General features: G+C 68.9%; 12 protein-coding genes and 4 pseudogenes. 9 read left to right on the top strand and 7 right to left on the bottom strand.

All coding sequences use genetic code 11. The features are described from left to right. Positions 1–67 precede the first annotated feature (67 nt). Positions 68–958, bottom strand: a complete 891-nt coding sequence (locus ACX28W_RS28895) for a glycoside hydrolase family 19 protein (RefSeq protein WP_459002707.1) — start codon at positions 956–958, stop codon at positions 68–70. Positions 959–1381: 423 nt separating this feature from the next. After that, positions 1382–1828 (bottom strand): MarR family winged helix-turn-helix transcriptional regulator, encoded by a 447-nt coding sequence (locus ACX28W_RS28890; RefSeq protein WP_459002594.1) that lies wholly within the window; start codon positions 1826–1828, stop codon positions 1382–1384. 78 nt (positions 1829–1906) lie between these two features. On the opposite strand from ACX28W_RS28890, the gene ACX28W_RS28885 reads away from it, so the two are divergent. The 7 genes from ACX28W_RS28885 to ACX28W_RS28855 all read left to right on the top strand — a co-directional run bounded on the left by ACX28W_RS28885 (position 1907) and on the right by ACX28W_RS28855 (position 9253). Further along, complete coding sequence (locus ACX28W_RS28885; protein ID WP_459002592.1) at positions 1907–3019, top strand: substrate-binding domain-containing protein; 1113 nt, start codon at positions 1907–1909, stop codon at positions 3017–3019. A 301-nt stretch (positions 3020–3320) separates the two neighbouring features. Then, positions 3321–4541 (top strand): urea ABC transporter substrate-binding protein, encoded by a 1221-nt coding sequence (urtA, locus tag ACX28W_RS28880; protein WP_459002590.1) that lies wholly within the window; start codon positions 3321–3323, stop codon positions 4539–4541. A 63-nt stretch (positions 4542–4604) separates the two neighbouring features. Next, a complete protein-coding gene (urtB, locus tag ACX28W_RS28875; protein WP_459002588.1) occupies positions 4605–5501 on the top strand; it encodes an urea ABC transporter permease subunit UrtB in 897 nt (298 codons plus the stop codon). Next, on the top strand, positions 5498–6604 hold the full coding sequence (gene urtC / locus ACX28W_RS28870; RefSeq protein ID WP_459002587.1) for an urea ABC transporter permease subunit UrtC: 1107 nt from the start codon (positions 5498–5500) through the stop codon (positions 6602–6604). The genes urtB and urtC overlap by 4 nt, the downstream gene beginning before the upstream one ends. After that, positions 6601–7437, top strand: coding sequence for an urea ABC transporter ATP-binding protein UrtD (urtD, locus tag ACX28W_RS28865; RefSeq protein ID WP_459002585.1), 837 nt, complete (start codon positions 6601–6603; stop codon positions 7435–7437). The genes urtC and urtD overlap by 4 nt, the downstream gene beginning before the upstream one ends. Further along, positions 7437–8129 (top strand): urea ABC transporter ATP-binding subunit UrtE, encoded by a 693-nt coding sequence (gene urtE, locus ACX28W_RS28860; RefSeq protein ID WP_459002583.1) that lies wholly within the window; start codon positions 7437–7439, stop codon positions 8127–8129. Before urtD ends, urtE begins: the two co-directional genes overlap by 1 nt. A gap of 71 nt (positions 8130–8200) precedes the next feature. Beyond that, positions 8201–9253 carry an acyl-CoA dehydrogenase family protein gene (locus ACX28W_RS28855; RefSeq protein WP_459002582.1) on the top strand — a complete coding sequence of 351 codons (1053 nt, stop codon included), beginning with the start codon at positions 8201–8203 and terminating at the stop codon, positions 9251–9253. A gap of 125 nt (positions 9254–9378) precedes the next feature. Here the strand turns inward: ACX28W_RS28855 and ACX28W_RS28850 are convergent, their stop codons facing one another. The 5 genes and pseudogenes from ACX28W_RS28850 to ACX28W_RS28830 all read right to left on the bottom strand — a co-directional run bounded on the left by ACX28W_RS28850 (position 9379) and on the right by ACX28W_RS28830 (position 11736). Then, positions 9379–10521 carry an LLM class flavin-dependent oxidoreductase gene (locus ACX28W_RS28850; protein WP_459002580.1) on the bottom strand — a complete coding sequence of 381 codons (1143 nt, stop codon included), beginning with the start codon at positions 10519–10521 and terminating at the stop codon, positions 9379–9381. 112 nt (positions 10522–10633) lie between these two features. Next, positions 10634–10765: pseudogene (locus ACX28W_RS28845) on the bottom strand (SfnB family sulfur acquisition oxidoreductase); the annotation flags it as partial. 4 nt (positions 10766–10769) lie between these two features. After that, positions 10770–11324: an NADPH-dependent FMN reductase gene (gene ssuE / locus ACX28W_RS28840; protein ID WP_459002579.1), complete on the bottom strand. Its 555-nt coding sequence runs from the start codon at positions 11322–11324 to the stop codon at positions 10770–10772. Positions 11325–11359: 35 nt separating this feature from the next. Then, a pseudogene (locus ACX28W_RS28835) lies at positions 11360–11476 on the bottom strand (dimethylsulfone monooxygenase SfnG); the annotation flags it as partial. 176 nt (positions 11477–11652) lie between these two features. Beyond that, the gene (locus tag ACX28W_RS28830) at positions 11653–11736 is read right to left on the bottom strand and encodes a putative leader peptide (protein WP_459002706.1); all 84 of its coding nucleotides are present in this window, start codon (positions 11734–11736) and stop codon (positions 11653–11655) included. A gap of 151 nt (positions 11737–11887) precedes the next feature. Between ACX28W_RS28830 and ACX28W_RS28825 the strand changes: the two are divergent. Next, positions 11888–12049 (top strand): annotated as a pseudogene (locus ACX28W_RS28825) (helix-turn-helix domain-containing protein); the annotation flags it as partial. Between the two features lie 156 nt (positions 12050–12205). After that, a pseudogene (locus tag ACX28W_RS28820) lies at positions 12206–12355 on the top strand (IS701 family transposase); the annotation flags it as partial. Positions 12356–13831: the final 1476 nt, after the last annotated feature.

The following is a 13831-nucleotide window of genomic DNA, read 5'->3' as shown; positions in this document are numbered from 1 at the left end:
AGTTTCGCACAGGGCCTACGGATTCCTCCTGGCCCTTGAATTCCGCTTGGACGACCGTTCGTTGTGGTCAGCAGTAGAGATTGCCGCCCGCCGTGGTCCCGAGAATCTGGACGAACCGCTGATACGCGTCCACCCGGCTCTGCACCTGCGCCGGGTTCTTGCCGTCGCACTCCAGGGAGCCGTTGATGCTGCGGATCGTCTGACCGAATCCCGCGCCGTTGACCATGGCGTTGTGACCCGTCATCGTGCCGGGGCCCGACTGTGTGTTCCAGTACCACAGGCCGGTCTTCCAGGCCACGGAGGCGTCGTTCTGCACCAGGTAGGGGTTGTTGAGGAGGTCGATGCCGAGCGCGTCGCCCGCGGCCTTGTAGTTGAAGTTCCAGCTGAGCTGGATCGGACCGCGGCCGTAGTACGCGGACTGGCCGGCCGGGCAGCCGTAGGGTTGGCTCCAGTCGCAGTAGGTCGGGTAGTTGGCGGTGTTCTGCTCCACGATGTACACCAGACCGCCGGTTTCGTGGTTGACGTTGGCGAGGAAGGCGGCGGCTTCCTGCTTCTTCACGGTGTCGCTGCCGGTGTTGGCGAACGCCGGATAGGCACTCATCGCCGCCCTCAGCCCGCTGTAGGTGTAGAAGGAATTCCGGTTCGGGAACATCTGGTTGAACTGCGCCTCGCTGACCACGAAGCCGTCGGACGGATTCGTGGAGCCGCCGTCGCAGGCGTACGGCTCCCAGTACCAGGTGCTGATGATGGGGTCGTAGCCCGGGTTGTCGTGCTCGGCGATGTAGGCCTTGCCGTCGGTGTAGCGGACGATGTTGCCAGTGACGTACGACCTTCCCGCGACCCAGCTGGGATAGCTCGAACAGGCCGCGGCGGACGCGTCGGAGGCCGGCAGGAGCACCGGGGTGGCGGCCGCGAGGGCGAGTACGGTCAGGACTGCGGAGAAGGGGCGCCTCGACACAGGTGACACAGGTCAACTCCTTTGCGGAGCACGGCCGCACCCGGACAAGGGCAGCGCGGAGCGGAGCCTTGAGCGCACGTGCCGGCGGGGCCGGCCACGGCGTCGGGGGCGGCCGTGGTGGGGGGTGTGAAGGCACACTCAACCCCTTTGGTATGTACCAGTCAAGGGTGTAGACCAGTCAGACCTGACAACGTTGGCAGCCAAGTGCCGGACACCCGAAGGCGGTTGGCGGACATCGCGGTGCCCCTGACCGGTCGTCGACCTGCCAGGGGCACCATCGGGACGGCCCGCCTCAGCCGAGCGGCTTCTCCAGGCGGGACCGCGATGTCGGCGGCGGGCCGCCAGGGCCAGCTGGATGCATATACCAACCTTTTTCCCCTGCCCGGAATTTATTGGGGACCTGCTGTCCGCGAGATGAGCGTCTCAGAGAGCGGACTCCGCGTCGACCGACTCGAGCGTGTCCACCAGACGGCCCAGCAGGGCCCGCAGCAGTTCGTCGTCGCCGTCACTCAGCACCGGCCACCGGCCACGGACCTCGCGGTCGAGGCGGCGCCAGTACGTCTGGCCGCGCGGGGTGAGGTGGGCCAGGATGCGGCGCCGGTCGAGCGGGTCGACGCGGCGATGCACGAGGTTCTGGTCGACGAGCTGGTCCACGAGCTTGGTCAGTGTCGCGGGCGGCAGGAAGGCGGCCTCGGCGACGGCCGTCATGTGGTGCCCCTCGCCGTCGGAGAGCAGGGCCAGCACCCGCCAGGCATCGAGCGAGCAGCCGTCCTCGTCCAGGACGGCCTGGAGGCGGCGCGCAGCCAGCCGCTCGGCCCGCGTCAAGAGCTGCACCAGGTCGTGAGACTGACGCGGGGATCGGCTACCCATCCTGCTCCTTGGTCACGAGGTGCACCCATCGTATGAGACGGACTGGAGTTCACCGGGGGGACCCGAAATCATGACGCCATGTTCCGGAGCCATCCCCCTCCGCTCGACTGGTTCACGGCCGACGACTCCGTGCTCAGCGTGGCGCTCGTCTTTCCCCTCCAGGGCCCGGCGGGCATCTTCGGGCCCACGTGCGAACTGTGCGCGCAACTGGCCGCGGAGGAGGTCAATCGCGCGGGCGGCGTCCTCGGCAAGGAGCTGCGGCTGCTGCCCGTCGACGGCGGCGCCCCGCCGCGCGACATCGCCGACCACGTCGAGGCACTGGTGGACCTGGGCGTCGTCCAGGGCGTCACTGGCTGGCACATCTCCTCCGTGCGGCAGGCGCTGGCGCCGAGGATCGCGCATCGGGTCCCCTACGTCTACACCGCGCTCTACGAAGGCGGCGAGCACACCGCCGGAGTCTTCCTCACCAGCGAGACGCCACGTGACCAACTTCGTCCCGCGATGGGCCTGTTGACGCACGAACGCGGGGTGCGCCGCTGGTTCGTCGTGGGCAACGACTATGTGTGGCCCCGCCGGACCGCCCGCGCGGCGGGTGGTTACGCCCGCGAGTTCGGGGGCGGGGTCTGCGGTCAGGCCTATCTGCCGCTCGGCACGCACGACTTCGACGGGGTACTGCGCCGCATCGAACGGTCGGACGCGGACGCCGTCCTGATGCTGCTCGTGGGCAGTGACGCGGTGCGCTTCAACCGGGCGTTCGCGGCGGCCGGGCTGGACGAGCGGTGCCTTCGGCTCAGCACGCTGATGGACGAGAACATGTTGATGGCCAGCGGGCCGAGCACCACGTCGGACCTCTACAGCACCGCGGGTTTCTTCGCCTCGCTCGCGAATCAGGACACCCTCGACTTCCACGGCCAGTACACCAGGAGGTACGGGATCGAGGCGCCGGCCCTGGGAAGTCTCGGCGAATCCTGTTACGAGGGCGTCCTGTTGCTCGCCGCGCTCATCTCCCGGGCCGGGACGCTCGAGGTGTCGGCGATCGGAGCGGCGGCCGACACCGTGTCGTACGAGGGACCGCGCGGGCTGCTCCACCTGCGCGGCAGCCACGTACGGCAGCGGATCTATCTGGCGTGTGCGGACGGGGTGGACTTCGACGTGGTCGCCGAACTCGATCTTCACGATTCCCCCTCTTGACATGCTCGCTGCCGCACCAAGATACTTCCCACAGGAAGTAACTAGAATGCCTCGGGCAATTTGTGAATCCAGGTTCCGAATTCAGCCCCGGGCATTTTTTGTTGCCCTGAGAACGCCGAGCGAATGCCCCATGAGAGCGGGAAGATACCGCCGGGAAAGTATCCTGAAACGCTTTGGAAACAGGGCGACTTGAGGCTGTGGACCGCACTTCAGGAGGTCGTCTCCTCCACAGCCCGAGGGGGTTCTTTTGTCCAGCGGTTCCAGCGGTTCCAGCGGTTCCAATATTCTCCGACGCCGACTGATGGCCGGCACGGCGGCGCTCACGGCGGTCGTCGCGCTCTCCGCGTGCGGTGCCAAGACCGACGCGGGCGGTACGTCCGACAAGGCCGCAGAGGCGGACGTGAGCGGCGACACCGTCAAGGTCGGACTGCTCAACTCGCTCTCCGGCACGATGGCGATCAGCGAGGTGACCGTACGCGACTCGCTGAAGCTGGCGATCGAAGAGATCAACGCCTCGGGCGGGGTGCTCGGCAAGAAGATCAAGCCGGTCAGCGAGGACGGCGCCTCCGACTGGCCGACCTTCGCCGAGAAGGCGCAGAAGCTCATCAGCGAGGACCGGGTCGCGGCCACCTTCGGCTGCTGGACCTCCGCGAGCCGCAAGGCCGTCAAGCCGGTCTTCGAGAAGAACAAGTCGCTGCTGTTCTACCCCGTGCAGTACGAGGGGCTCGAGGAGTCCCCGTACATCTTCTACACAGGCGCGACCACCAACCAGCAGATCATCCCGGCCCTCGACTACCTCAAGAGCCAGGGCAAGAAGAAGATCTACCTGGTCGGCAGCGACTACGTCTTCCCGCGCACCGCCAACAAGGAGATCAGGGCGTACGCCAAGGCCAACGGCATGACGGTGCTCGGCGAGGACTACGCGCCGCTGGGTTCCACCGAGTTCAGCACGATCGCCAACAAGGTGAAGGCATCGAAGGCGGACGCGGTCTTCAACACCCTCAACGGCGACTCGAACGTGGCCTTCTTCAAGGAGTACAAGTCCGCGGGCCTGACCGCCACGGGCATGCCGGTCGTCTCGGTGTCGATCGCCGAGGAGGAGGTCAAGTCGATCGGAGCGCAGTACCTGGCGGGCCAGTTGACGGCGTGGAACTACTACCAGACCACCGCGGGCGCCGCGAACGCCAAGTTCGTGAAGGCGTACAAGGCCGAGTACGGCCAGGACAAGCCGACCAGTGACCCGATGGAGGCCGCGTACACCTCGGTCTACCTGTGGAAGGCGATGGTCGAGAAGGCGAAGTCGTTCGACCCCGAGAAGGTCAAGGCGGCCTCCGACGGGATCACCTTCGACGCGCCCGAGGGCAAGGTCACCGTGGACGGTGCGAGCCAGCACATCTACAAGACCGCCCGCATCGGCAAGATCGGCTCCGACGGGCTGATCGAGCAGGTCTGGGACTCCGGCAAGCCGATCAAGCCGGACCCGTACCTGAAGGGGTACGACTGGGCCTCCGGCCTCTCCTGATCACCCGCGCGCGGGGGCCCTTCGCGAAGCGGCCCCCGCGTCCCGCCTCCCCGGAGTCGCCGCATGACCGTGATCCTCGGGCAGACGTTCACCGGCATCAGCATCGGTGCCGTTCTGCTGCTCATCGCGCTCGGCCTCTCGCTCACCTTCGGCCAGATGAATGTCATCAACATGGCCCACGGCGAGTTCATCATGGCCGGCGCCTACACCACCTATGTCCTCCAGAAGTCCATTTCCAGCGCGGGATTTTCGCTCCTGGTCGCGCTGCCCGTCGCCTTTCTCGTGTCGGGGGCGCTCGGCGCGCTGCTGGAATGGCTGCTCATTCGCCGCCTTTATCTCCGGCCACTCGACACACTTCTCGTCACATGGGGCGTCTCACTGATGCTTCAGCAACTCGCCCGTGACATTTTCGGCGCACCCAATGTGCAGACCCGTGCGCCCGATGTACTCACCGGGAACATCACCGTCATCGGCGGCGACGACCCGCTCACCTTCGCCAACAGCCGCCTGTTCATCCTGGGATTGGCGATCGCCGCGGTGGTCGCCCTCTCCCTCACCCTGCGGCTGACCCCGCTGGGGCGGCGTATCCGCGCCGTCGTGCAGAACCGGGACCTCGCCGAGGTGTCCGGCATCTCCACCGGCCGCGTCGACCGCACCGCGTTCTTCCTCGGGTCCGGCCTCGCCGGAGTCGCCGGGGTCGCGCTGACCCTGGTCGGTCCGATCGGGCCCACGATGGGCACCAACGTCATCATCGACGCCTTCCTGGTGATCGTGGTCGGCGGCATCGGGCAACTCAAGGGCAGTGTGATCGTCGCCTTCGTGCTGGGCGTGCTGCAGTCCGTCCTCGAGTACTCCACCACCGTCAGCGTCGCGAAGGTGCTGGTCCTCGTGGCCATCGTCGCGTTCCTCCAGTGGCGGCCCCAGGGGCTGTACACACTGCGTACGAGGAGTCTCGTATGACCCTTCTGAAAGGCCGGTTGACCCTTCTGAAAGGCCGGTCGGCACGGGCAGCGGCGGGTTTCGTGGGGGCCGCCGTCCTGCTGTTCGCCGTCGCCCCGCTCGCCCTCTCCGACTTCCGGCTCGGGCTGCTCGCCAAATACCTGTGCACGGCCATGGTCGCCGTCGGCATCTGCCTGGCCTGGGGACGTGGTGGCCTGCTGACACTGGGCCAGGGTGTCTTCTTCGGGCTCGGCGGCTACGCGATGGCGATGCATCTGAAGATCACCGACGCCGGGCCGGGCAACCTCCCCGACTTCATGGCGCTCTACGGCACCGCCACCGAACTCCCTTGGTGGTGGAAGCCGTTCGCGAACCCCGTGTTCGCGCTGGCCGCGACCGTGCTGCTGCCGATGGCCGTTGCCGCGATCCTGGGTTCGTTCATTTTCCGGCGCCGGGTCAAGGGTGCCTACTTCGCGATCCTCAGCCAGGCACTCGCCGCGGCCTTCGCGATCTGGCTGATCGGCCAGCAGGCCACCACCGGTGGCACCAACGGACTCACCGACATCATGGGCTTCTTCGGCTACGACCTGGACGACCCCGTCAACCAGCGGATGGTCTACTTCATCATCGCCGCGTGCCTGCTGGCCCTGATCGCCCTCGCCCGCCAGCTGATTCACAGCCGATTCGGCGAACTCCTCGTCGCCGTACGGGACTCGGAGGAGCGGGTGCGCTTCCTCGGGTACAACCCGGCGAACGTCAAGCTCGTCGCGTACGTCGTGGCCGCCGGCATGGCGGGGCTGGCGGGCGCGCTGTTCGTACCGGCCGTCGGCATCATCTCGCCCGCGATGATCGGCATCGTGCCGTCCATCGAGTTCGTCATCGGCGCGGCGGTGGGCGGCCGGGCGAGCCTGGTGGGCGCGGTGCTCGGCGCGGTCGCCGTGGCCTGGGCCAAGACCGCACTGTCGGAGGAGTTCCCGGCGGCCTGGACCTACTTCCAGGGGCTGCTGTTCATCGTGGCGCTGGCGTTCCTGCCGGGCGGTCTCGCCTCGCTGACCGGGGTCGTACGACGGTGGCGGACCGGCAGGCAGCCGACGGCCGCACTTCCCGTGGGAGAAGCAGCATGAGCGAGCCATCAGGACTGGAGATACGGCAACTCCGCGTGTCCTTCGACGGATTCACCGCCGTGGACGGGGTGGACCTCGACGTGCGGCCCGGCGATCTGCGGTTCCTCATCGGGCCGAACGGCGCCGGCAAGACGACCCTCGTCGACGCCGTCACCGGCCTGGCGAAAGCGGCGGGCTCGGTGCGCTTCGGCGGCGATGAGCTGCTCGGGCGGAGCGTGCACCGGATCGCCCGGTCGGGGATCGGGCGTACGTTCCAGACGGCCACCGTCTTCGAGGAACTGACGGTCCTTCAGAACTTGGACATCGCGGCGGGCGCGGGCCGGGGCGTGTGGACCATGCTGCGCCGCCGCAAGGACGTGCCGGGGTCCGTCGCGAAGGCACTGGAGACGGTCGGGCTCGCCGATCTCGCCGACTCCCCCGCCGGGACCCTCGCGCACGGCCAGAAGCAGTGGCTGGAGATCGGCATGCTGCTGGTGCAGGACGTACGGCTGTTGCTGCTCGACGAGCCGGTGGCGGGCATGAGCCACGACGAACGGCAGGCCACCGGCGAGCTGTTGCGGCGCATCAGCGAGGACCGGACCGTGGTCGTCATCGAGCACGACATGGACTTCATGCGCTCCTTCGCGCGCAGCGTCAGCGTGTTGCACGCGGGCAAGGTGCTGAGCGAGGGGACAGTGGCGGAGGTGCAGGCGGATCCGAAGGTGCAGGAGGTGTATCTGGGGCACGCGGCCACCGACGACACGACGGAGACCGACGACACGACGACGACCGCGCCCGAACCGACTGCCGTACAACCGACCGCCGTACAACCGACCGCCGTGCAGGAGGCGTGATGCTGGAGATCGACGACGTACACGTCGGCTACCACCGCAGCTCCGTCCTGCACGGAGTGTCCGTCGAGGTCCCGCGCGACGGCGTGGCGGCCGTGCTCGGACACAACGGGGCGGGCAAGAGCACGCTGCTGCGGGCCGCCGTCGGACTGCTCACGCCGCAGAGCGGCCGTGTCCGCCTCGATGGCGAGGACATCACCCGCCGCAAGCCGCATGAGCGGGTGGCGCGCGGCATGGCCTACGTCCCACAGGGCCAGCAGGCCTTCCCGCACCTCACGACCGCCGAGAACCTCCAACTGGTCGCGGACGGACGGCGACGCGGCAAGGAGGCGACCGCCGAGGCGCTGGACCTGTTCCCCGCGCTGCGCGCCCTGTCGGGGCGGCGCGCGGGCCTGCTCTCCGGCGGTCAGCGCCAGCAACTCGCCATTGCCCGAGCCCTGGTGACGGAACCTCGGGTCCTGCTTCTCGACGAGCCCACCGAGGGCATCCAGCCCTCCGTCGTGGCCGAGATCGAGGAGACGATCCTCGCCCTGGCCGCCCGCGGTGGCCTCTCGGTGCTCCTGGTCGAGCAGCACGTCGGCTTCGCGATGCGGGCGGCGCAGCGGTACTTCGTCCTGGAGGCCGGGCGGGTCACGTCGTCCGGCGCGGGCGGGCAGGACGCCGAGCGGTCCGTGCGGGAGGCGCTCAGCGTGTGACGGCGCGGGCTCACCTCGACGGGCGCGCGCCGGATCCACACGCGCCACGACGACAACGGGATACTCCTCCCATGACCACCCCACCCCACCCGCTCGTCACCCGCGCCCGGCAGCTGGCAGCCGAGGTACTGGCGCCCCGGGCGGAGCTCGTGGACCAGGAGGGCGTGCCGGCGAGCAGCATCGAGGCGATCAAACGGTCGGGGCTGCTCGGGGTGAGCGCGCCGGTCGAGTACGGCGGGTCGGCCGCGCCCGCCTCGGTGGCCCGGGAGACCGCCGAGATCCTGGCCGGGGCCTGCTGCTCGACCTGGTTCGTCCAGACGCAGCACCACACGCCGGTGCTGACCCTGGCCAAGAGCGAACTGCTCGTGCGGGAGCGGTTGTTGGGCCCGCTGGCGAGCGGGGAGCTGCTGTCCGGGGTCGCCTACGCCCAGCTGCGGGCGTATCCACGCGTCCCGGTCCGGGTCACGCGCGCGCGGGGCGGCTGGCGCTTCGACGGGACGGTGCCCTGGTACACGGGCTGGGGTCTGAACGACATGATGCTGCTGGCCGGGGTGACGGACACCGACGAGGCACTGTTCGCGTTCACCGAGGCACGCGAGCAGCCCGGTCTGCGGCCCTCCCCGCCGATGCGGCTCGCCGCGCTCACCGCCTCCCGGACCGTGTCGCTGGAGCTGGACGGCCTGTGGCTGCCCGACGACGCGGTGGCGCTGCGGACGCCGTACGAGACCTGGGCGGCCACCGACCGCCCCAAGAACACCAACGCCTCACCGGCCGTCTTCGGAGTCACCGCCTCGGCCCTCGACCTGCTGGACGGTGATCCCGCGGCCAAGGAGACCGCGCGTGCCCTGCGCGCCCGACTCGACGAGGTCAGACGGCAGGCGTACGCGCTGGCCGACCACCCGGTGCCCACCGAGCGGATCGAGGAACGGTTGGTGTGCAAGACGCGGGCGTACGACATCCTGCGCGCGGCCACGACCGCGGCGGTCGTGGCCGGTGGCGGGCGGGCGATGGACCTGGGCAGCCCGGCGCAGCGACTGGCGCGCGAGGGCATGTTCCTGCTGGTCCAGGGGCAGACGGCCAAGGTGCGCCGGGCGCACCTGGAGTCGCTTGGCTCACTCGGCTGATCCCGCTTGGTCGGCCGAGTCGGGCTCGGCCTGCTCAGCCGGCACGGTCGGCCGCTCAGCCAGCCCGGTCGACTCGCTCGGCTCGGTCGGCCGCTCAGCCCGCTCGGTCGGCTCGGTCGGCTCGCTCAGCTCGCGAAGGGCACCTGCGACGCGAGCGCGGGCGACGTCGCGAACGGGTGCCGCCACAACCCCCGCGCGGCGAGTCGCGGCAGGACACCCTCACCGAACCAGTACGCCTCCTCCAGGTGCGGGTAGCCGGAGAGGACGAACTCGTCGATGCCCAGGCGGTGATACTCGGTGATGAGTTCGGCGACCTCGTCGTGGCTGCCGACCAGGGCCGTGCCCGCGCCACCGCGGACCAGACCGATCCCGGCCCACAGGTTCGGGTGGATCTCCAGCCCGCCCGCGCTGCCGCCGTGCAGCGCGAGCATGCGCTGCTGGCCCTCCGACTCACTGCGGGCCAGCCCGGCCTGGACGGACTTCACGGTCTCGGGGTCGAAGCCGTCCAGCAGCTTCTGCGCCTCGGCCCAGGCCTGCGCGGAGGTGTCGCGGGTGATGACGTGCAGCCGGATGCCGAAGCGCAGGGTTCGCCCTTCCTTCGCCGCCAGCCCGCGGATCCAGGCGATCTTCTGGGCAACCTGGGCCGGCGGCTCGCCCCAGGTGAGGTAGACGTCCACGTGACGTGCGGCGACCTCGCCGGCTATGGGTGAGGAGCCGCCGAAGTAGACCTCGGGGATCGGGTCGGGGACCCGGGCCAGCCTGGCGTCCTCGACCCGGAGGTGTTCGCCGGACAGGTCGACGGTCCTGCCCTCCCACAACTCCCGGACGATGTGCAGGAATTCGCCGGTACGGCGGTATCGGGCGTCCTTGTCGAGGAAGTCGCCGTAGGCGCGCTGCTCGTGGCTCTCGCCGCCGGTGACCACGTTGAGCAGCAGTCGGCCACCGGTCTGCCGCTGGAAGGTGGACGCCATCTGCGCGGCGAGCGTGGGTGAGACGAAGCCCGGCCGGAAGGCCACCAGGAACTTCAGGCGCTCGCTGTGTTGCGAGACCATCGCGGTGGTCAGCCACGCGTCCTCGCACCACGCGCCGGTGGGGGTGAGCGCGCCCACGAAGCCCAGGTCCTCGGCGGCGCGGGCGATCTGGCTCAGATAAGCGACCGTCGGCGGCCGGTCCCGGCCGGAGGCGGTGGCCGGGGTGCCGTGGCCGCCGCCGACGACATGGCGGCTGTCGCCGTTGGTGGGAAGGAACCAGTGGAAGGTGAGGGACACGGCGGCGTTCTCCGATCGTGGGGCTGTCGGTGCGGGAGGGTCGGGAACTGCTGTCGCTTTACTGCGTTGTGGTGCGCTCTGGTGAGTGGGAGTGAGCTCTGTTTGCTTCCCGGCCCGTGGCGGAAATTCGAGCTGGCAGGCGCCGTTCGGCGTCCCGCGCCGAGGCCCCGGCGCGGAGCTCGTCGGCGAGCGCGGCGGCGACGGCCAGGGCCTCGACATTGTCGGCGATCACTTTGGCGGACACGGTGTCAGCCCGCCGCGGCCAGCAGGGGCGTGCGGCGCAGGGCCGCCGAGAACTGGTCGACCACCTGGGTGAGAGCCTCGGCGGTAGCCGACGCCACGGTGATGCCGCCGTCCTCGCCTGTGGTGATGTCCTTGTCGAGGGTGAACCAGCCCTGGACTATATGCGCGGCGCCCATGGAGTTGAGCACCGGACGCAGGGCGTAGTCGAGTGCGAGGACATGCGCGGTGGTGCCTCCGGTGGCCAGCGGCAGCACGGTCTTTCCGGTGAGCGCGTACTGCGGGAGCAGGTCGAGCAGGGCTTTGAGTACTCCGGAGTAGGCGGCCTTGTACACGGGGGTGCCGATGACCACGCCGTCGGCGCGGGCGAAGAGTTCGGTGGCCTCGACGATGGCGGGGTGCTGGAAGTCGGCGCCGAGCAACGCCTCCGCGGGGATCGTGCGGACGTCGAGCGGGATCACCTGGTGCCCCTGTGCGGCGAGCCGGGTGTCCAGGTGGCGCAAGAGTTTGGCGGTGCGGGAGGAGACGGACGGGCTGCCGGAGACGGACAGGACGGTGGCCATGAGCCCTCTTTCGTAAGCGGAGTGCGCGGTGGGTGTCAGGCGTGTGCGGGGACGGACTCGGGTTCGGTGTCCGGCAGCCCGGACTCCAGTTCTCGTACGAGGGGCAGCACCCGGCGGCCGAAGTACTCGACCTCCTCGTGGTAGTGACGGAATGCTCCTGGTGTGCGGAACGACGGCATGACGAATGCAGGCCCGGTAATTCACAGGGAATTCAGGCGGGGAAAGGGGTGGGTGCGACAGGTAGGGAAAACGCAGCGGCGCACACGTCCGGGAAGAAATCACCGGGGGTGGGCTCGTCCGTGCGAAGGGGACCCTACCGTCGGGATCGTCAGGCTTCGCGACAACAGAAGGCGCTGGAGACACGCGCGAGATCGACGTGACGTCGCCGCGTGAGGTCCAGTCGTGTCTTCATGTCGTCGATCGTGGCAGCCACCGGTCCTGACCGTCAAGGAACGACCGACCGGTCTCGTATCCCGGACCGCCGAATTTCACGGAGGCGTGACAGGGCAACACTTGAACCGGTCGCGTCGCCGGTCGCACTCTGCTCCGGTGCGAAAGAGCAGCTGGAATACATCGCGGCGGACACCCGGCTCGGCTCGTTGCGCCGGGCCGCCGAGGAGTTCCATCTCTCCCAGCCCGCGCTGAGCGAGACCGTACGGAACCTGGAGCGCGAACTCGGCGTCGATCTGCTGGAGCGCAAGCGGTCCGGGGCGGGGATGAGCGCCTAGTACTCCAGCAGCGTTTCGCTATTCCTGCTGGTCAGGGGTCTGATTTTGAGTGTAGTGAGCTGATGCCGGGTCAGGTTCGGGGTTGGCGGATGTCTCATCCGAAGGGTGGGTTTGTGCGAGCGGGCCACTGATGGCGGGCAGGGTCCGAGCGTGATCGAGGATCTTGGAACTGGGCCATGGGCGGCTGAACTTGAGGACCTCTTCCTTCGGGTCGGCGGCAGGTTTTCGAGGGTCGAGCCGCGGCGGCGGATGCGGGACTACGCGCAGGGTCTGCTGGGCCCGGTCGGCCGTAAGAACGGCTGGGTGCGCCACGAGGCACCATGTGACCGAGTGGAGGTGTGAGACCTCTACCGCCGGGCCGTCGCAGCGGCCGGGTAGAAGCTGAGGAGTCCGAGCAGGGGAACGCCGGTGAGGACGGAAAGCAGCCCTGACAACGCCGGGACGGCGCGGTACTGCCAGACGCGTCGGGTTCGGCAAGCAAGGCCAGAAGGCGTACGGAGAGGAACCCGTGTAAAGCCCCGTAAGTCTTGCACCGGGCTCAAATCTGGCGGATATGGGCCCCAGGGCTGCGTCGTTCTAACGATCTGTCTGGTTTGATCATGCGATGCCGAGTGTGATGATCGGTCGGCGGGGGTCGCGGGCGTGGTGGCGGAGTGCGCCGAGGGCGAGGTTACGCAGGGCGGCCATGGCCCGGGGCGGGCTGCCGCTGTGGACGCGGGAGGCGTCCTCGGCGAAGGTGGTGTCCCGCGCATGGTGGGCCTTATCCGCGCCGCGAGCAGGTCCTCCAGCCCTGAATGTGTCAACGCGGCGACATCCGGCGACGTCAGATCCGTAGCGACCTGCTCGAACAGCCCACGGGACGTGGCGAACGCGATCTCGGCCACCGCCAGAGGGCCGGTCTCCAGGGCGGCGCTCACGAGCCCAACTCCCGTCCGTCCACCCTGAACAGCCCCGGCGCGGTCTCGGCCAGGATCCCCGCTCCAGCAGGCGCTTCAGCTTCGAGCGCATGCCCTCCACGTGACGGGCCTCGCTCTCCAGCCCCAGCTCCACGCACACCTCTTTGCACCGCCACACCGACCCCGACGTCGCGAACAGCGCGATGATCCGCTGATAGTCCGGCGACATCATCGTCACATCGCCCGCGGCCTCGGCGGCCAACGCGCCGAGGCAACATCGACCGGACCGGACGCCGCCGGCACCGAGGCATCACGCGTGGCAACCAGACCGTCGGCCGACACCTGCTTCACCGTCTCCCGCGTGATCTGCAGCCGGGACAGTTCGGCTTCCGCCTGGGACACCGCTTCGGAGCTCTGCGATCTGCTTGCGCAACTCCGCGACCCTGGCCCGGCATTCACTCTCTCCGGCATCCAAGGCGGCCATCAACGACGGCACCACACCACCCCGCCTCACCCGGTGCCCGCACCCACGGCCGGCTCACCCGGCCGGTGGTAGGGACCGCCCCACACCAGCACATCCCGAACCCCTGCGAATCACCCCAACGAGCCACCCTCACAAAATCTGCACCCAAAGCCGTATGCGGGAGAACCGCACGTACGGCTTGAAGCGGCGAGGGCTGGAAACAGAGTGAAAGCCACCGCGCCAGTCCCCGACCCTACTAGGGCCGGTCCGGCGGATCATGCCGGAGACGCGGGGTCTGGTGCGCCCGCCCCCAAGCTCTCGGCTTCGCTCGAGCAGGGAGGTATGAGGCGCCCCGAAGTTCTCGGACAGCGGTCCCCATAGGATCGAAGTCCAGAACGGCGGAGAGAGCACGTGGCACAG

It is taken from the genome of Streptomyces sp. SD15, from assembly GCF_054462255.1.
This window is presented reverse-complemented; position numbering and strand designations above follow the sequence as displayed.